We start from the raw sequence: 18,408 nt of genomic DNA, 5'->3' as shown, positions 1-18,408 counted from the left end.
GCATATGGCCCGCTTTCCCCAGTGGACTGGCCCCCGAAGGTTGTCGTCCAACTTTCGGAGGCCAATTCACAGGGAAAGCGGGCTTTTCATTGCCCCGTAAGGCCCCGTTTCAGCAACATTTAACAAATTCGTGAAAGCATGTTCCGTCAGCTGCGAAGAAGCCCGCCTTAATGCGCGACGGCAAATGTGGCGGCCTGGGGGAGTAGACGGAAACATGAACAATTCCGTTGAGAACAGATTTTTTGCGATAGTTTGCGGAGCGCTACTTGTTTTTGTCGCTCCCCTCTTTGTTCTCTTCCTTTTTCTTTCCTCGGAACGGGCCGACAAGGAAATACGTGATCACATCTCCGTTCTTCTCGTCGCCAATGCCCAGGCGCTTGCCAAACCTCTGTGGGACCTCGATGAGGAGAGCGTTACCCAGATCAGCGCGACAGTCGTTTCCCAAGGCGCCATCGTCAAGGTCGAAGTGCGTGACCAGTCAGGCCAGCTCGATGTCAGCCAGTCTACCATTCCACGCTCCTTCGACGGAAAGCTGGTGCAGGTGTCGCGCGCCATCATCTACAACACTGTCGACGGTCCGAAGAACCTCGGCAGCATCAGCGTCTATTATCCGGCACTCGGCCTGTTTTCCGGCCTGAAGCAGGAAGAGGTCGTCTTCATCTCGATCTTCATCTTCGCGGTGCTGACCGTTTTCGGCACGGCGCTGATCGGCAACCGTTTCTTCGTCATCCAGCCGCTGATGCGGCTGACGGCGGCGATCGAGGCCACCCGCCAGTTGGGCTCCCGTCATCATGTCGACTGGCAGTCGAACGACGAGATGGGACGGCTTGCCCATAGCTTTAACGAGATGCAGACCAAGCTCGAAAGCGAGGAAAAGGAGCTGAAGCTCGCCCACCGCCGCGCCACCGACATCTACAATCTGACGCCCGCCATGCTCTTCTCACTCGATGAGGAAGACCGCATCACCGCCGTCAGTGATTATTGGCTGCTTGCCACAGGTTATGACCGCGCCGCCGTCATCGGCCGCAACTTCGCCGATCTCGTCACTTCCGCCACCCGTGACAAATTCGTCAAGCGCCGCCGGGCCGAAAGCGGCATGACCGTCACCGTCAAGTTTGTCTGCCTGGACGGTCGCACCATGGACGTCCTGATCATGGAATCAGAGGCGGGAGCCGGCGCTCACGACCGCCTCTCGCTATCGGTCATGACCGATGTCACCGAACTCAAGGCCTCCGAGGACCGCAACCACCGCCAGGCAATCACCGATCACCTGACCGGGCTTCTTAATCGCCAGGGCTTCGAGGCCGTCCTCGACAACAAGATCGCCGCCGCCGACGCCGCCGGCCAGGAGCTCGCCTGTCTCTTCGTCGATCTCGACCGCTTCAAGTGGATCAACGACAATATGGGCCATGCCGCCGGCGACATGGCGCTGGTCGAGCTCGTCGAGCGCCTGAAAACCCATCTTGCCCCCTGCGACGAGGCAGCCCGTCTCGGCGGCGACGAATTTGCCATCTTGCTGCCGGCAAAGGACGCCGAAAAACGCGCCAAGGCAATGTGCGAGCAGATTGCCACGCTCTTCGAAACGCCATTCGCCCCGGACATGCATCTGAGCGCTTCCGTCGGTATCGCCATCTATCCGCATCATGCCGCAACCGCGGCCGAACTGCTGCAGAAATCCGACATGGCGATGTATGCCAAGAAACGCGACGGCAAAAACGGCGCGCAGCTCTTCGACAATGCCATGCTCGACCGTGCCCGCCGCCGCGCCGAGATCGAAGCCAATATCGAAGCCGGCCTCGTCGACAACTGGTTCGAGGCCTTCCTGCAGCCGATCGTCAACCTGAACGGTCGCGGCATATCAGGTTTCGAGGCGCTAATGCGCCTCAACCATCCACAGAAGGGCTTGATGCCGCCGGCCGAGATCATCAGTGTCGCCGAGGAGACGGCAAAAATTGTCCGCGTCGGCAACGTCATCATGGAAAAGGCGGTCGCCAACCTCGCGGAGATCTCCCGCATCCCCGGTATGCAGGATACCTATCTCGCCATCAACTTCTCGCCGCTGCAGTTCGAGCCGGCGCTGCCGGCCCGTCTTGCCGCCATCGTCGGTCGCCACGGCATCCGTCCCGAGCGCATCGTCGTCGAGATCACCGAGGCTGTGCTGATGCACGACAACCCTGAGATCCGCATGATCGTCACCGAGCTTCGTCGCTTCGGCTGCCGTATCGCGCTTGACGATTTCGGCACCGGCTATTCGTCGCTGAGCTACCTGAACCGCTTCCCTGTCGACATCATCAAGATCGACCAGTCTTTCACCCGCGCGATCAACGATGGCGATGACGACGTGCGCCAGAAAAGCCGGATGCTGATCGAAGGCATCACCACGCTCTCCCACAAGATGGACTGCACCGTTATTGCCGAAGGCATCGAGACCGAAGAGGAGTGCCGCACGCTCCACCAGATGGGGCTTGACTATGGCCAGGGCTACCTCTTCCACCGTCCGCAGCACGCCGCCACGCTGATCGAGGAACTAATGGCCTCGCAATCGGCCATCGCACGCGCCTCGTAAACGAAGAACGAAGGAGATGATGCCGATGAAAAAGCTCCTGCTTCTCGCATGCCTGGCGCTGCCATGCACCGCCCATGCGCAAACGGTGACCTTCGCGACCGAGGATTATGCCCCCTTCAACTATCGCGAAGGCAAGGAGATCAAGGGCGCGACCGTCGAGCAGGTCGAAAAGATAATGGCCGCGATCGGCGTCGACTACACGATCGAAATCATGCCCTGGGCGCGCGCTTTCAGCCTTGCCCGCACGGCGCCGATGACCTGTGTCTTCGCGACCGCCCACAATGGCGCGCGTGACCCGTTATTTAAATGGGTCGAGCCGCTGCTCGTCGACCGTAACATCCTGATCACCCGCAAGGGTTCTGATGTCACCGCCAGCAATCTGGACGAGGCGAAGAAATACACGGTCGGCACTCAGCGCGAGGATTACACCGAGACGATTCTGAAGGAGAAGGGCTTCACCAAGCTCGATGTCGCCAGCGACTTCAACGCGACGCTGCGCAAACTGCTTGGCGGGCGCATCGACATGATGCCGATCTCCGAACTCTATTTCGAAAAGCTGCAGGCCGAGCAGCCGGTGGAGATGGTGACCGTGCTCTCCTCCCAGCCGATGGGCATCGCCTGCGAGAAGAACTTTCCGGCCGATCTGCTCGCCAGGATGCAGACTGCCCTCGACAAGCTGATCGCCGATGGCGACCAAAAGCAGATCTTCCTGAAATACGGCATGAACCTGTCGGACTGACCCTATCTGAGTGACCTTGGCCGACAGACCGCTGCCCTTTCCGCTTGACTTTGCTTTCGTTTCGCGGTGGTGAACGGCTGGAAGTTCTAGCAAGGAAAAACAGACCATGCTGATCATCGCGGGTCTCGGCAATCCCGGCGGCAAGTACGCCGGCAACCGCCACAATATCGGCTTCATGGCCGTCGACGCCATTCATCGGCGCCACAGCTTTTCGCCCTGGTCGAAGAAGTTCAGGGCCGAGATCGCCGAGGGCGAGCTCGGCGGCGAGAAGGTGCTGCTGATCAAGCCGCAGACCTTCATGAATCTTTCCGGCGAGTCCGTCGGCGAAGCGATGCGTTTCTACAAGCTCCAGCCGGCCGATCTCGTGGCGATCTACGACGAACTCGACCTTCCCCAGGGCAAGGCGCGGCTGAAGACCGGTGGCGGCCACAACGGCCACAACGGCATCAAGTCGCTCGACGCCCATTGCGGCAAGGAGTACCGGCGGTTGCGCCTCGGCATCGGCCATCCCGGCGTCAAGGAGATGGTTCAGAGCCACGTGCTCGGCGATTTCACCAAGGCCGACAAGGCCTGGGTGGAGCCGCTTCTGGACACGCTCGCCGACAATGCCGACATGCTGGTGCGAAACGAGGATTCGCAGTTGATGAACAAGATCGCGCTGGCGCTCGGCGGCAAGGCCGAGGAGGAGAAGCCAGCCAAGGAAAAAAAGGACGCCGAGAAGAAGCCGGCCGGCCAGTCGCATATCCAGCAGGCTCGCGGCCACAACCAGCCGAAGCTGCCGGTGACCGGCCCGATGGCCGACATGCTGAAAAAGATGTTCGGCAACAAGGGCGATTGAGATTGATGCCGGATGGAGACGTCATCATCCGGCCTGCCGTCCGCGGCGATCTTCCCGGTCTCCTGGCCCTCTACCGACAGCTGAACCCCACCGATCCGGTTCTTGACGAGGCCAGTGCCGAGAAACGCTTTTCCGCCATCCTGGCTCAGCCGGGCATGACCGTCTTCATCGGTGTCGCGGGTAACGTAGCCATCGCCACCGTCACTCTCGTCGTCGTGCCGAACCTGACGCGGAACGGCGCCTCCTATGCGCTCATCGAAAACGTCGTAACCCATGCCGATCATCGCAAGCGCGGTTATGCCCGCGCCGTCATCGCCCATGCGGTTGCAGACGCCTGGAGCGCCGGCTGCTACAAGGTGATGCTGCTCACCGGCTCCAAAAATCTGGCAACATTGCGCTTCTATGAGAATTGCGGCTTCGTGCAGGAGAAGACCGGCTATCAGATTCGCCGGCTTTGATCCCGTTTTAGAGGCGGCCCTCAGGCAGCACCTATTCTTCCGGTTCGGTGGTGAACATCAGCGGAAAGCCCATGCCCTTGGCAAGGTCGATGCCTTCCTTGGCCTTGGTCTCGGCGATATCTCTGGCGCAGACCACGACCACGCAGGAACCGAGCTTGTGCGCCGTCATCATCACCCGGTAGCCGGTCTCCTCGCTCATGCGGAAGACGGCCTTAAGGACCATGATGACGAACTCGCGCGGGGTATAGTCATCATTGACGAGGATGACCTTGTAGAGCTTCGGCTTGTCCAGCTTCGGCTTCACCTTGGTCTTCGGTTTCACGGCAATGTCACTGTCACTCATCGGAAAAATCCACCCGTTGATGACATGGGATCAGGAATCTTCAAAACCATCTAATCATTGTCGATGACGAATTTTCGACAGCCGGCCGGCCGGCTCCCCGCCCCAAACAGGCAAGAGCTTGTCGCCGGCTTCGACACCGATAGGGCCACTGCCTCTATACGAACAGCGACCGGCATTCTGATGAAATCAGCAATACGTCGAAATCTGCATCGGTATTCAAGAATAGGCCAGCACCGATCCGTCGGCAAGTGAGGTACGCTAAAAGCTCTCTAAGACTTGACCACATTGCTCCTTTATCTCATAGGCACCAGCAAGGAATTCAAGAACAGCAGGTTTCAGCCATGGGCTTCAAATGCGGTATCGTCGGGCTGCCGAATGTCGGCAAATCGACCCTCTTCAACGCGCTCACCAAGACGGCCGCCGCACAGGCGGCGAATTATCCCTTCTGCACCATCGAGCCGAACACCGGCGAAGTCGCCGTTCCCGATCCGCGCATGCGCAAGCTTGCCGACGTCGCCAAGTCGAAGGAATTGATCCCGACCCGCATCTCCTTCGTCGATATCGCCGGCCTGGTGCGCGGCGCCTCGAAGGGTGAAGGCCTCGGCAACCAGTTTCTCGCCAATATCCGCGAGGTCGATGCTATCGTGCATGTGCTGCGCTGCTTCGAAGACAGCGACATCACCCATGTCGAGGGCCGCATCAACCCGGTCGCCGATGCTGAGACGATCGAGACCGAGCTGATGCTTGCCGATCTCGAGAGCCTGGAGCGCCGCACCGAGCAGACCCGCAAGCGCGCCACCGGCAAGGACAAGGATTCGGTGGCGATGCTGCCGATCATGGAAGCCTCGCTGAAGCTGCTCGGCGAAGGCAAGCCGGTTCGCACGCTGCTGTCGACGCTCGACGCGGAAGAAATCGTCATCCTCAAGAGCCTCAATCTTCTGACTTCGCATCCCGTGCTCTACGTCTGCAACGTCGCCGAAGGCGATGCCTCGACCGGCAACGAATTCACCGAGGCCGTCGCGGTGATGGCAAAGGAGCAGGGTGCCGAAACCGTCACGATCTCGGCGGCGATCGAGTCTGAGGTCGCCCAGCTTCCCGAGGAGGAGGCCAAGGAATTCCTCTCCGCCCTCGACCTCGACGAGGCGGGCCTCGACCGGCTGATCCGCGCCGGCTACAAGCTGCTCCACCTCATCACCTATTTCACCGTCGGCCCGAAGGAAACACGCGCCTGGACGATCGAGCGCGGCACCAAGGCGCCGCAGGCCGCCGGCGTCATTCATTCGGATTTCGAACGCGGCTTCATCCGCGCCAACACCATCGCCTATGACGACTACATCAAATATAACGGTGAAGTCGGCGCCAAGGATGCCGGCAAAGCTCGCGACGAAGGCAAGGAATATGTCGTCCAGGACGGCGACGTCATCCACTTCCGCTTCAACACCTGAACGGATACTGCCGCTATCCCGATCGATTCATTTCGCCCAAATCGCTCAGCGGTTTGGGCGAAATCGTAAGATTTACGGAGTTGCCTCTAAGACGGCCGGCGGCAGTCTTTGCGAAATGGCGGCCGGCAGCGCCCGCAGCACGATGCGGCGCAGCGGCATCCAGCCCGTTCCGATAACGAGCACGATCACCCCGACGACGATCAGCGTGGTGAAGATATAGGTATCAACCGTCGCACTTCCCTGCCGGAAAATGCCGTAAATCGCAAAGCCGAGCGACAGCAGTCCAGACGTGACGAAGGCCCGCCGGTCGATGACAAGGCCGATCAGCATCAGCACCGCAACGCTGATAACGATGATCGGCGTCTTGATCGAAACCGTCTGGGCAACATCCAGCAAATTGCCGTCGAACGAAATCAGCAGGCGGACGCTGAAGAGCAGCGCCGGTGCAGCACCCAGATGAAGCCAGAAGGCGATATCGGAGCGTGTCGTCCGGCGCATCCGATCGCCAAGGTCGAAATACAGCGCCGTTGCGAACAGCCCGAGAGCGCAAACGAGGCAGACCATCGCGAGCAAGACGGGATGGTTGGCGAAGAATTGCGGATCCCCGCTCGCCCATTGCATGAGCCGCAAAAGCAGGGTGAGGACGAATGCAAGCGCCGACATGATGCAGAGCGCCAACGCCAACGGCACACGATAGCGGACATAATAGGCGCCGAGAATGATAGGGAAGCCGGCAACGAACTTCGTCGCCTCCGCCCCGTTGAAAGCGGGTGTTATCGGCTTGAAAAAGTAGGACATCAGCAGGAATGTCCAGCAGAACAGCGCGATCGTCAGGCTGACTGCCGGCAGAGCAAGCCGCTGCCGGCGCACCAGGATCTCCGAAAGCACAATGATCGCAGGCAGCACGGCATAAAGTGCGGCAAGCCCCCAGAGGCCGCCGAGCGCCACGACGACACCGATCGTGATCAGCACATCGTGAAAGCCGCGCACGAAACGCGGTGTCTCGGTATCCGACCAAGCCTGCTCTTCCTGCGCTGCGATTACCGGCCGCGCCTCTATGACGGTGACGCCGCGCTCGGCCAGAAACGGCAAAAGCCGCCCGCCTGCCTCCGGCGAAATCAGCCCCTGGTGTGCAGCTTCGTCGAGTATCGATCTCAGTTCCGTCATACCCGTTTATCTCCCCGGAATCATTGAGCCCGCGCGGATGCTATTGTAAGCATTGTGCGCTGCATATGGCGGGAGGAACGAATGTCGGCAGAAAAACTTTCCTTCGAGGATTTCCGGCCCGGCTGCCGCTTCGCGCTTGGCCCGAAGCTGGTCATCGCCGAAGAAATCATTGAGTTTGCAAGGGAATTCGATCCGCAGCCGATGCATCTCGATGAGGCTGCCGGCCGCGCCAGCATTCTCGGCGGGCTTGCTGCCTCCGGCTGGCACACCTCTTCGATGTTCATGCGCATGATGGCCGACAGCTATGTGCTGCATTCGCTCTGCGAAGGTGCGCCGGGCGTCGATCTGATGGAATGGCGAAAGCCGGTGCTTGCCGGCGACACGCTGTCAGGCCATTCGACCGTGCTCGAAGCCCGGCCGATGCGCTCACGCCCCGGCATGGGCATCGTCAAATTCCGCCATGAGGTGGAAAACCAGCGCGGCGAACTTGTCTGCGTCTCGGAGAATTCGGTCATGTTCGGCATGCGTGCCCGTCCCGCAGATATCGGCATAAGCCCGGAGACGTCAGCATGAGGATGTCCGATCTTTACGCGGTTGGCGAGAAGGCCGAGATCGGCAGCTACACTTTTACCGAAGAAAACATCATCCGTTTCGCGACGCGATACGATCCGCAGCGTTTCCATGTCGACAAAGAAGCCGCCAAAGACACCCTCTTCGGCGATCTCTGCGCCTCGGGCTGGCACACCACCGCCGCCTGGATGCGAACCTTCCTCGCCTTCTGGGAAAGGCAGAGTGTCGCACTCGCACAAAAGGGTCTAACGTCGCCGAACCTCGGCCCCTCGCCTGGTTTCCAGAAATTGCAATGGCTGCGGCCGGTCTTCGTCGGCGACGTCGTCACCTACTCCGTCGCCTTCCTCTCCAGCCGGGCGCTCGCGTCACGACCGGGATGGCACCTCAACACCATCCTCTGCGAGGGCGTCAATCAAAACGGCGATGCTGTTATCCGCTTCGAAAGCGGCGTGCTCGAATTCGACTGACGCTGCAGGCAGGAAGACTCAGTGGCCGGAGAATTCGACCAGCGTGTGCACGATAACGCCGAGTTCTTCCAGCTTTCTGCGGCCGCCGAGATCCGGCAGGTCGATGACGAAGCAGGCGCCGACCACTTCCGCGCCCATCTGGCGCAGCAGCTTCGTTGCGCCGACGGCCGTGCCGCCGGTGGCGATCAGGTCGTCGACCAGGATCACCTTCTCGCCGGGCTGCACCGCATCGCGATGCATCTCCATCTCGTCGACGCCATATTCCAGACTGTAGGCGATGCGCACGGTCTCGTGCGGCAGTTTGCCCTTCTTGCGGATCGGCACGAAGCCCGAGGAAAGCTGGTGGGCCACCGCACCGCCCAGAATGAAGCCGCGCGCCTCCATGCCGGCGATCTTGTCGATTTTCGTGCCCGCATAGGGCTGCACCAGTTCGTCAACCGCCCTGCGGAAAGTGCGTGGATTGCCGAGCAGCGTGGTGATGTCACGGAAAATGATGCCGGGCTTGGGATAGTCGGAAATGGAGCGGATGCTGGCTGCGAGCTCCGAAATCGTATTGTCCATGGAAAGTCCATATTCTGCGAGGGCATGAAACTGGCCGCACCCTATCAATTGCCAGGGGCGGAACCAACAGAAAAGGCGGCCCGAGGCCGCCTTTTGAATGTCGATCGGGAACCGCTCAATGTTCCTTGTTGGCGTAGATCGAGCGCTTCGTCAGGTAGATCAGCACCGTGAAGATCAAGAGGAAGATCATCACCATGAAGCCCGTACGCTTGCGCTCCTCAAGATGCGGCTCGGCGGCCCACATCAGGAAGGCGGAGACGTCTTTCGAATACTGGTCGACCGTCGCCGGCGCGCCATCGTCATAGGTCACCTGGCCGTCGGAGAGCGGCTTCGGCATGGCAAGGACAGCCGCGGCATGGAAATAAGGGTTATAATGGCCGCCCTGCGGCACCTGGAAACCGGCTGGCGGCTCTTCATAACCGGTCAGCAGCGAATGGATGTAATCCGGGCCACCTTCCTGATATTGCGTGAAGATGTCGAAGACGAATTGCGGGAAGCCGCGCTCGACTTCGCGAGCCTTTGCAATCAGCGAAAAGTCGGGCGGAGCCGCACCGTTGTTGGAAGCAGCAGCGGCCTCCGCGTTGGGGAAAGGCGCCGGGAAGTGATCGGAAGGGACCGCTTTGCGGGTAAACATTTCACCGGCAGCGTTCGGGCCGTCCTGAACCTCGTAATTCGCTGCGAAAGCCTTCACCTGCGCCTCGGAATAACCGAGCTCGTCGAGCATGCGGAAGGGCACGAGGTTCATCGAATGGCAGGCGGAACAGACTTCGGTATAAACCTTGAGGCCGCGCTGAAGCTGACCCTTGTCGTAGTGGCCGAACGGACCGGCAAAAGTCCATTCCTCCTCCTTCGGCTCCTTCAGCGGATAGTGCGGCGTCGCACTTTCCTCATGATGGGCGGGAGCCGCGCCGTTTGCGGGCGTCGCTTCCTGGGCAAAGGCGGCGCTGCTGAGAACGGTAGCGACAGCGAGCGGCAGAATGCTTGCAACAAGCTTTTTCATATTCCTATTCCTTCGCTCGCTTACGCTTTGGCCGCCGCACTGGCTGCAGCTGTTTTGTTGCGCTTTTCGAGCACCGCTTCGGTGATCGAGTTCGGGATGCGGCGCGGCGTTTCCACCAAGCCGAGAACTGGCATCGCGACCAGGAAGAAAGCGAAGTAGAGGAGTGTGCAGAACTGCGAGATCATGACATAGCCACCTTCCGCCGGCTGCGAACCGAGCCAGCCGAGGATGATCGCATTGATCACGAACAGCCAGTAGAACAGCTTGTACCAGGGGCGGTAAACGGCCGAACGGACCTTCGACGTATCGAGCCAGGGCAGGAAGAACAGCACGATGATCGCGCCGAACATCACCAGCACGCCGCCAAGCTTGGAGTCGATCGGACCGACGTTGAAGGTGATCGAACGCAGCATCGCGTAGAACGGCAGGAAGTACCATTCCGGAACGATATGGGCCGGCGTCTTCAATGGGTCGGCTGGGATGTAGTTGTCGGCGTGGCCGAGGAAGTTCGGCAGGTAGAAGACGAAATAGGCATAGACCAGCAGGAAGATTGAGACGCCGAGAGCATCCTTCATCGTCGCATAAGGCGTGAAGCGCACCGTGTCCGTCTTCGTCTTGACCTCGACGCCCGTCGGGTTCGTCTGGCCGACGACGTGCAGTGCCCAGATGTGCAGGATGACAACGCCGGCGATCATGAACGGCAGCAGGTAGTGTAGCGAGAAGAAGCGGTTCAGCGTCGGGTTTTCGACCGCGAAACCGCCGAGCAGGAACTGCTGCACCCATTCGCCAATCAGCGGGAAGGCCGAGAAGAAGCCGGTGATGACGGTGGCGCCCCAGAAGGACATCTGGCCCCAGGGCAGAACGTAGCCCATGAAGCCGGTCGCCATCATCAAGAGGTAGATGACCACGCCGAGGATCCAGAGGATTTCGCGCGGCGCCTTGTAGGAGCCGTAATAGAGGCCGCGGGCAATGTGCAGGTACACCGCGACGAAGAAGAAGGATGCGCCGTTGGCATGCATATAGCGCAGCAGCCAGCCGTGGTTGACGTCGCGCATGATCTTTTCAACGGAGTTGAAGGCGACCGACGATTCGGCAGCGTAATGCATGGCGAGCGTGACGCCCGTCAGGATCTGCACCACCAGCATGACGGCGAGCATGGCGCCGAAGGTGTAGGCGTAATTCAGGTTACGCGGAACCGGATAGGCGACGAAGCTGTCATAGACCATGCGCGGCAATGGAAGGCGCGCATCGACCCATTTCTCGAGGCCGGTTGATGGCTCGTAGCTGGAATGGCCACTCATTAATCAGTCTCCCCTCAACCGATCTTGATCTTGGTATCGGACAAAAATGAAAAGGTCGGAATCGCCAGGTTCTGCGGCGCCGGGCCTTTGCGGATGCGGCCGGCCGTGTCGTAGACCGAGCCATGGCAGGGACAGAACCAACCATTATATTCACCGGCCTGGCCGAGCGGCACGCAGCCGAGATGCGTGCAGGTGCCGATCATGACGATCCAGTTTTCCTTGCCCTTGCCGCCCGAACGGTCAACACCCGTTGCCTGAGCGTCGACAGGAAGGTTTGCATTGCGCGCGATCGGGTCCTTCAGCTCGCCAAGCTGGACGGCGTTTGCCGCTTCCACTTCCTCAGGCGTGCGATTGCGGATGAAGATCGGCTTGCCGCGCCATTTGACCGTCAGAGACATGCCAGGCTCAAGGCTGGCAACGTCGACTTCGATGGAGGCGAGAGCGAGCGTCGAAGCGTCAGGACGCATCTGATCGATGAATGGCCAAGCGACTGCAACGGCGCCGACGGCGCCTGCCATACCAGTGGTGAGATAAAGGAAATCACGGCGAGTGGGTTCGCCCATGCCCTCGCTTGTCGTTTCGTGTTCGCTCACGGCTAACATCCTCTGCGCAATTTTCGCGGAATTCCGCCCTGCCCCCTCTACCGGCGAATCTCTCTGGACACAATTCGGCCATAGATTCCCCGGCAATCCGGCGCGTTCTATGCTTGATCGCAAATTATGTCCAGCCTTGGCAAGGGGATGAGGGCACAATGTCGCGGGAAATTTCGGAGGAATTTTTTAAGGCAAACACGCGCTTGCCATTATGTTGCATTGCAACAAAAACGGCCTCGTGATAGGCGCAGTCGCAGCCACGCCAGCGAGCCGGACCGGAGCGGATGAGAGACACGATTTTTTGCGTATTCAGCGTCCTCACGACCCTCGTTCTCGCCATCGTCTCTCTGCGATACATTGCCGATTTCTATCTGCTGTCGTTCTTTTACAGCTTCCAGGTCCATCTGGCGGTGGCCGGCGTGGTGGCCTCCGTCGCAGCCCTTCTCGTCAAGCGGCATTGGTATGCGCTGCTGACCTTCGCGGTATCGGTGGTCCTTGCCGTCCACGGCGTCGTGATGATGCGCGAGTTCATCGAACCATCAGTCGAGGAGAGCCGCCCGGCCCTGTTCAGGCTGATGTCCTTCAATATCGAGAACGATAATTTCGCAAACGGCCCTGACATCGCCGACATGGTCATCGCCTCGGGCGCCGATGTCGTCAACATCCTGGAGGCCGAACCGCTGCTGTCTGAACTGCCGCGGTTGTTGAAGGCCTATCCCTATTACATCGGATGCGGCGTCGGCATGGAGCAATGCGATACGCTGGTCTTGTCGAAACGTCCGCTGATCGAACCCCACATCCGCAATCTCGGCCTGCTCTGGCGCAATCGGCTGACGATCTCGACGATCGATTTCGACGGCCAGAAGGTCAATTTCCTCACCGCGCACCTGACAAAACCTTATTACGATGAGTTCCACGGCCTCGAAATCTGGGATCTCGCGGAGATCATCCCTTCCCTTTCGGGACCGCTCGTCCTTTCCGGTGATTTCAATACGTCGATTCTGGCGCCAGACGTGCAGTATCTCATGCGCACCCAAAGCTTGGGCACGGTATCGCTGGAGCCCGCGACATGGCCGATCCGGGCCGGCGCCTTCGGTATTCCGATCGATCACGTCTTTACCCGGGCGCCGCTGCGGCTGAAATCGGTGCGCCGCATCGAGAACGGCTTCGGATCAAATCATTTTGGCCTCATGGCGGAATTTGTCGTCGATCCTTGAGCCCGTGTCCTCATCCGTAGCGAGGAAGCCGCCGGACTGGCGCGCCCAAAGTTCGGCATAGAGCCCGCCGTGACGAAGCAGTTCGTCATGACTGCCTTCCTCGATGATCCGGCCGAGATCGACGACGATCAGCCGGTCGAGCGCGGCGATCGTCGACAGCCGATGGGCGATCGCAAGCACCGTCTTGCCTTCCATGATCCGATGGAGATTCGACTGGATCGCTTCCTCCACTTCCGAATCGAGCGCCGACGTCGCTTCGTCGAGAACGAGGATTGGGGCGTCCTTCAGCATGACGCGGGCAATGGCGATGCGCTGCCGCTGCCCGCCTGACAGTTTGACGCCGCGTTCGCCGACATGCGCATCGAAACCTCTACGGCCCTGCTGATCCTGCAGGCGGGCGATGAAGTCGATGGCTTCGGCGCGCCTCGCCGCCTCCACCAGCCCGTCCTCGCCGGCATCCGGCCGTCCGAACAGGATATTGTCGCGCACCGAACGATGCAGCAACGAGGTGTCCTGGCTGACGACGCCGATCTGCATCCTGAGCGATTCCTGCGTCACGGCTGCAATATCCTGGCCGTCGATCAGAATGCGGCCGTCCTGAATATCGTAGAGGCGCAGCAGCAGGTTCATCAGCGTTGATTTCCCCGCGCCCGAACGACCGACGATCCCGACCTTCTCGCCGGGCCGAATGGTCAGGGAGAAATTCTCGACGACCGGCTGATGACCCTTGCCGTAGCGGAAGGAAACATTGTCGAAGCGGATACCCGGCTGCCGGACCACCAGGTTTTTCGCATCAAGCCGATTGACGAGCCCTAGAGGTTGGGAGATCAGTTCGGCGGCGTTCTGGATGGTGCCTAGATTGCGCATGATGCCGTTGAACTGCGTCATCAGCCGTCCGAGCAGGAAATTCAACCTCAGCACCAGTGCCAGAGAGAATGCCACCGCGCCCGAACTGACCAGGCCGCGCAGCCAGAGATCGACGCTCAGCCCGGCCATCGTCACGATCATCAGGCCGGAGAGCAGCGCCATGGAGGCCCTGACGCCGGTGATGAACCGCGTGAAGCGCAGCACCGTATCCTGAAAGATATCGAAGCCCTGCCGCATATAGCGGTCGCTCTCCTCATCGCGCGCAAACAGCTTTAGCGTCTGCATGTTGCTGTAGGAGTCGACCATCCTGCCGTTCAGCATCGATCCGGCTTCCGCCGTTTCGCGGGAATGATGGCGGATGCGCGGAACGAAGTGGCGCGCAAGCAGGCTGAAGGCGCCAAGCCAGAACAGCACGACGGCGGCAAGGGAAAAGTCCAGCCGGGCGACGAGCACGAGCGTCGTTACGGCATAAATGCCGACGAACCAGACGCTTTCCATCAGCGAGGTGACGAGATCGCCGGTCGCTTGCCCCGCCGACCAGACCTTGGTGACGATGCGCCCGGAGAAATCGCTCTGGAAGAACGACAATGACTGCCTGGAGACGTAGAGATAGGATTGCCAGCGAGCGAGATTGTAGAAGCCCGGTGTGATCACCTGCTGGTCGACGAGTGCGATCAGGAAGGCGACGACGAAGCGTACGAGCCCGATAAGGGCGAGCATGCCGAACAATTCGCCGCCATGGGCGGCGAGAAGACCGTTCCAGCCGGCACCCGGCGTGATGCTCCCGAGGATATCGACCAAGCGTCCGACGAACCAGAATAGTGCAGCCTCGATTGCCGCCGATGTCCCACCGAGAACGAGCATGGCGATAAACGGCATCCTCGCCTGGCTGATATAGAACCAGATGAATCCGAGCGTCGAGCGCGGCGGTTGGAGATTGGCGCGTGGGCGGAACGGGTCGATCCAGGTTTCGAACCGGCGGAGGATGGGCTTCAGCAACATAGAAGCGATATAGGCGGATTAGCCGACCCGGCAAAGGGAATGAAAAGCGGACAGAATGTTATATTTTGGTAATTATCGATAACATCGGCGGCATCGGCATTGACTGCCCCTCAACCGGTCACAATCTGACGTTACAATCGCGCTTCACCGGAGACAACGTCCATGGAAACGAAAATGCTCGATGCGCATATTCCGCTTCCGCTTGCAGAAAGGCTGGATGCCCTGGCCATCGACCTGGCGCTGCCGCGCGATGAAATCGTCACCGAGGCCATCACCGCCTGGATCGACCAGGAGGAGCGCCGCCGCATCACAGCGTTGCGCACGATCGCCGCCGCCAACAACATCGTCCTCATCGAACATCACCGCGCGATTGATTGGGCCGACAGCCTTTGAACGTCTAAGAAGCAAACGCGGTCAGGTTTCAGCAACCGTCCAGCAAGCTCATAGCCACCCTAAGAATTCAAGAGGCCCTCCCCACTTCCGTGGAGAGGGCCTCATTGCATCTTATTGCGCCGCTACTTCCGCTTCCTCGGCATGATCGGAGAGGAAGCCGCCGGACTGGCGGTTCCAGAGGTCGGCATAGATGCCGCCTCCCGCGATCAGTTCGCTGTGCGAACCGGCCTCGATGATCCGGCCCTTGTCGAGCACGATCAGCCGGTCCATCTCCGTCAGCGTCGAAAGCCGATGGGCGATCGCGATCACCGTCTTGCCCTCCATCAGGGCGAAGAGGTTTTCCTGGATCGCCGCCTCAACTTCCAGATCAAGCGCCGAGGTCGCCTCGTCGAGCACCAGGATCGGCGCGTCCTTGAGGAAGACGCGGGCGATCGCGATGCGCTGCCGCTGGCCGCCGGAGAGCTTGACGCCGCGTTCGCCGACCTGCGCGTCCAGCCCTTCGCGGCCCTGCAAGTCGACGAGACCTTCGATGAACTCCCAGGCATTCGCGCGTTTGGCGGCCTCGATCACCTCGGCGTCCGTTGCATCGGGGCGACCGTAGGCGATGTTGTCGCGGATCGAGCGATGCAGCAGCGAGGTGTCCTGCGTCACCACGCCGATCAGCGAGCGCAGGCTTTCCTGCGAAACGCCGGCGATGTCCTGCCCGTCGATGGTGATGCGGCCGGCCTCCAAATCATAGAAGCGCAGCAGCAGGTTCATCAGTGTCGTCTTGCCGGCGCCGGAGCGGCCGACCAGCCCGACCTTCTCGCCCGCCTTGATGTCGAGCGAAAGATTGTCGATGACGCCCTTGCTCTTGCCGTAGTGAAAGCGGATCCGGTCGTAGTGGATCGCACCCTTCTTCGCCGTCAGGGTGGGTGCGCCCGGCTTGTCGACGATGTCGTGCTGTTTGCTCATCATCTCCATGCCGTCATAGACCGTGCCGATATTCTCAAACAGTGCCGAGACTTCCCACATGATCCATTGCGACATGCCGTTGACACGCATGGCAAGACCGATGGCGATGGCGATGGCGCCGACCGAGATCGCTCCATTCAGCCAGAACCAGATCGATAGGCCCGAGATGACGAAGAGCGCGATGCAGTTGTTCATGTAGACGCTGATATGGAAGAGTGTCACCTTGCGCATCTGCTTGTGCACGGTCTGCAGGAACTCGTCCATGCCCTGCTTGGCGTAAACCTCCTCGCGCCCCGCATGCGAAAACAGCTTGACGGTCGCGATATTGGTATAGCTGTCGACCACGCGTCCCGTCATCATCGAGCGCGCATCCGCCTGCGCCGCCGCGATCTTGCGAAGCCGCGGCACGAAATAGGCGACGATGCTAATATAGACCGCCAGCCAGACGAGGATCGGGATCATCAGCCGCCAGTCGGCCGCTGCGATGACGACGATCATCGTCAGGAAGTAGGTGACGACATAGACGAAGACGTCGAGGATCTTCATCACCGTTTCGCGCACCGCAAGCGACGTCTGCATCACCTTGGTCGCGACGCGTCCGGCAAACTCATTGGCAAAGAACGACATGCTGTGGCGCAGCAGGAAGCGGTGCATCTGCCAGCGTGCGATCATCGGATAATTGCCGAGCATCATCTGATGCATGATGAGAGAATCGAGCCCGGCAGTCAGCGGCAGGCCGACCAGCACCAGCGCCGCCATCCAGAAAAGCTTGTGACCTTCTCTCTCCAGGAAGGTGGCGCGGTCAGCATTGGTCAGCCAGTCGACGATGTCACCGAGGAACTGGAAGAGCGCCACTTCGCCGATCGCGATCAGTGCGGTCAGCACGGCCATCAGGCCGAGCCAGGGCGCGGCCGGCTTGCTGTAGTGCCAGCAGAAGGCAAAAAGGCCTTTCGGCGGGACGACGGGGTCCTCGCTTGGAAAGGGATTGAGTCGCTGTTCGAACCAGCCAAACATGAAATTGCTCCGAAACGTCAGCGTTCCGGCTCCCGGCTTCGCGCCATCCCAGCGCTACGCAAGCACACATGGGAACCGAACGTTCAAGGGGCGAGGCTGAGACAGCCGCACAATGGATCAGAAAAGGAAATTCAGGGAAGCAAGCCGCACTATCGGCGGAAAATCGCACCGCTTGGCATCACGGCCGGGAGGCGCACATACAGCAAAATATTCATTCTGGCGCTCCTTGCTGGCGATTGAAGATATGCACCGATAACGCGAAAACGACGAATTTTCCAGCCCTATTCTGCCAGAGAAATCATCTTTTCGGGCCCAAACGCGTCATGTTGCTTCGAAATCACAGTTGCATTAGGCCTTTGGCGGTGAAAGCGGAAAGATGGCGCATCATGACTTCACTCAGACTGGCACTCTATCAGCCGGATATTCCGGGCAATACCGGCACGATCCTGCGCCTTGCCGCCTGCCTTGGTTTCGCGGTCGATCTGATCGAGCCCGCCGGCTTCGACATTTCCGACCGCAACCTGAAACGGGCCGGCATGGATTATATCGCCGCTGCCGCCCTCACCCGCCATGTCAGCTGGGACCGCTTCGAGGCGTGGCGTCTGATCACCGGCCGCCGCCTGATCCTCGCCTCGATCAAGGCGGCGGATCGCTATACCGATCTTGCCTACCGCACGGACGATATCCTGCTTTTCGGTCGCGAAAGCGCCGGCGTGCCGGATCAGGTGCATGAGAGGGCCGATGCGCGCGTCCTGATCCCGATGGTCGAAGGCCAGCGCTCGATCAACGTCGCAGTCTCGGCCGCGATGATCGTCGGCGAGGCGATGCGCCAGACTGTCTGGGCTTGAACCACATCAGACTGGCGGAGAATAATCCGGCGCAATCGTAAATCAGCTCCGCATTGTCGGAAATT

General features: G+C 60.2%; 18 protein-coding genes. 10 read left to right on the top strand and 8 right to left on the bottom strand.

Annotated features, from left to right (window positions below):
- Positions 1-214: 214 nt before the first annotated feature.
- The 4 genes from ACS4RR_RS09385 to ACS4RR_RS09370 all read left to right on the top strand — a co-directional run bounded on the left by ACS4RR_RS09385 (position 215) and on the right by ACS4RR_RS09370 (position 4,601).
- Positions 215-2,566 (top strand): EAL domain-containing protein, encoded by a 2,352-nt coding sequence (locus ACS4RR_RS09385; protein WP_017965327.1) that lies wholly within the window; start codon positions 215-217, stop codon positions 2,564-2,566.
- A gap of 25 nt (positions 2,567-2,591) precedes the next feature.
- Positions 2,592-3,305: a substrate-binding periplasmic protein gene (locus ACS4RR_RS09380; RefSeq protein ID WP_026154253.1), complete on the top strand. Its 714-nt coding sequence runs from the start codon at positions 2,592-2,594 to the stop codon at positions 3,303-3,305.
- A gap of 106 nt (positions 3,306-3,411) precedes the next feature.
- Positions 3,412-4,143 (top strand): aminoacyl-tRNA hydrolase, encoded by a 732-nt coding sequence (gene pth / locus ACS4RR_RS09375; RefSeq protein ID WP_260296731.1) that lies wholly within the window; start codon positions 3,412-3,414, stop codon positions 4,141-4,143.
- 5 nt (positions 4,144-4,148) lie between these two features.
- Entirely contained in the window at positions 4,149-4,601 is a 453-nt protein-coding gene (locus ACS4RR_RS09370; RefSeq protein WP_445944929.1) for a GNAT family N-acetyltransferase, read from the top strand.
- A 31-nt stretch (positions 4,602-4,632) separates the two neighbouring features.
- On the opposite strand, the gene clpS is transcribed toward ACS4RR_RS09370, so the two are convergent.
- Positions 4,633-4,944: an ATP-dependent Clp protease adapter ClpS gene (clpS, locus tag ACS4RR_RS09365; RefSeq protein WP_162116518.1), complete on the bottom strand. Its 312-nt coding sequence runs from the start codon at positions 4,942-4,944 to the stop codon at positions 4,633-4,635.
- Positions 4,945-5,285: 341 nt separating this feature from the next.
- Between clpS and ychF the strand changes: the two genes are divergently transcribed.
- On the top strand, positions 5,286-6,389 hold the full coding sequence (gene ychF / locus ACS4RR_RS09360) for a redox-regulated ATPase YchF (RefSeq protein WP_456189999.1): 1,104 nt from the start codon (positions 5,286-5,288) through the stop codon (positions 6,387-6,389).
- 72 nt (positions 6,390-6,461) lie between these two features.
- Here the strand turns inward: ychF and ACS4RR_RS09355 are convergent, their stop codons facing one another.
- Positions 6,462-7,556: an LTA synthase family protein gene (locus ACS4RR_RS09355; protein ID WP_260296736.1), complete on the bottom strand. Its 1,095-nt coding sequence runs from the start codon at positions 7,554-7,556 to the stop codon at positions 6,462-6,464.
- Between the two features lie 81 nt (positions 7,557-7,637).
- Between ACS4RR_RS09355 and ACS4RR_RS09350 the strand changes: the two genes are divergently transcribed.
- Complete coding sequence (locus tag ACS4RR_RS09350) at positions 7,638-8,129, top strand: MaoC family dehydratase (protein WP_260296737.1); 492 nt, start codon at positions 7,638-7,640, stop codon at positions 8,127-8,129.
- The gene (locus ACS4RR_RS09345; RefSeq protein WP_017965335.1) at positions 8,126-8,593 is read left to right on the top strand and encodes a MaoC family dehydratase; all 468 of its coding nucleotides are present in this window, start codon (positions 8,126-8,128) and stop codon (positions 8,591-8,593) included. The genes ACS4RR_RS09350 and ACS4RR_RS09345 overlap by 4 nt, the downstream gene beginning before the upstream one ends.
- 18 nt (positions 8,594-8,611) lie before the next feature.
- Here the strand turns inward: ACS4RR_RS09345 and ACS4RR_RS09340 are convergent, their stop codons facing one another.
- The 4 genes from ACS4RR_RS09340 to petA all read right to left on the bottom strand — a co-directional run bounded on the left by ACS4RR_RS09340 (position 8,612) and on the right by petA (position 12,048).
- Positions 8,612-9,154 carry an adenine phosphoribosyltransferase gene (locus tag ACS4RR_RS09340; RefSeq protein WP_017965336.1) on the bottom strand — a complete coding sequence of 181 codons (543 nt, stop codon included), beginning with the start codon at positions 9,152-9,154 and terminating at the stop codon, positions 8,612-8,614.
- A 115-nt stretch (positions 9,155-9,269) separates the two neighbouring features.
- Positions 9,270-10,154 carry a cytochrome c1 gene (locus ACS4RR_RS09335; RefSeq protein ID WP_017965337.1) on the bottom strand — a complete coding sequence of 295 codons (885 nt, stop codon included), beginning with the start codon at positions 10,152-10,154 and terminating at the stop codon, positions 9,270-9,272.
- 20 nt (positions 10,155-10,174) lie between these two features.
- Positions 10,175-11,455: a cytochrome b gene (locus ACS4RR_RS09330; RefSeq protein WP_017965338.1), complete on the bottom strand. Its 1,281-nt coding sequence runs from the start codon at positions 11,453-11,455 to the stop codon at positions 10,175-10,177.
- Between the two features lie 14 nt (positions 11,456-11,469).
- Positions 11,470-12,048, bottom strand: coding sequence for a ubiquinol-cytochrome c reductase iron-sulfur subunit (petA, locus tag ACS4RR_RS09325; protein WP_456189998.1), 579 nt, complete (start codon positions 12,046-12,048; stop codon positions 11,470-11,472).
- Between the two features lie 284 nt (positions 12,049-12,332).
- On the opposite strand from petA, the gene ACS4RR_RS09320 reads away from it, so the two are divergent.
- On the top strand, positions 12,333-13,265 hold the full coding sequence (locus tag ACS4RR_RS09320; protein WP_456189997.1) for an endonuclease/exonuclease/phosphatase family protein: 933 nt from the start codon (positions 12,333-12,335) through the stop codon (positions 13,263-13,265).
- Here the strand turns inward: ACS4RR_RS09320 and ACS4RR_RS09315 are convergent.
- Positions 13,221-15,134 carry an ABC transporter ATP-binding protein gene (locus ACS4RR_RS09315; RefSeq protein WP_456189996.1) on the bottom strand — a complete coding sequence of 638 codons (1,914 nt, stop codon included), beginning with the start codon at positions 15,132-15,134 and terminating at the stop codon, positions 13,221-13,223. The genes ACS4RR_RS09320 and ACS4RR_RS09315 overlap by 45 nt on opposite strands.
- A 162-nt stretch (positions 15,135-15,296) precedes the next feature.
- Here ACS4RR_RS09315 and ACS4RR_RS09310 point away from each other — a divergent pair, with 162 nt between their 5' ends.
- The gene (locus ACS4RR_RS09310) at positions 15,297-15,527 is read left to right on the top strand and encodes a ribbon-helix-helix domain-containing protein (protein WP_026154255.1); all 231 of its coding nucleotides are present in this window, start codon (positions 15,297-15,299) and stop codon (positions 15,525-15,527) included.
- A 111-nt stretch (positions 15,528-15,638) separates the two neighbouring features.
- Here the strand turns inward: ACS4RR_RS09310 and ACS4RR_RS09305 are convergent, their stop codons facing one another.
- Positions 15,639-17,495 (bottom strand): ABC transporter ATP-binding protein, encoded by a 1,857-nt coding sequence (locus ACS4RR_RS09305; RefSeq protein WP_456189995.1) that lies wholly within the window; start codon positions 17,493-17,495, stop codon positions 15,639-15,641.
- A 386-nt stretch (positions 17,496-17,881) separates the two neighbouring features.
- On the opposite strand from ACS4RR_RS09305, the gene ACS4RR_RS09300 reads away from it, so the two are divergent.
- The gene (locus ACS4RR_RS09300) at positions 17,882-18,343 is read left to right on the top strand and encodes a tRNA (cytidine(34)-2'-O)-methyltransferase (protein ID WP_260296742.1); all 462 of its coding nucleotides are present in this window, start codon (positions 17,882-17,884) and stop codon (positions 18,341-18,343) included.
- Positions 18,344-18,408: the final 65 nt, after the last annotated feature.

Source organism: Rhizobium zaerense (genome assembly GCF_051810725.1).
Taxonomy (GTDB): Bacteria; Pseudomonadota; Alphaproteobacteria; order Rhizobiales; family Rhizobiaceae; genus Rhizobium; species Rhizobium leguminosarum_I.
Note: the sequence above shows the minus strand (reverse complement) of the source record. Positions and strands in the feature narration are given on the sequence as shown.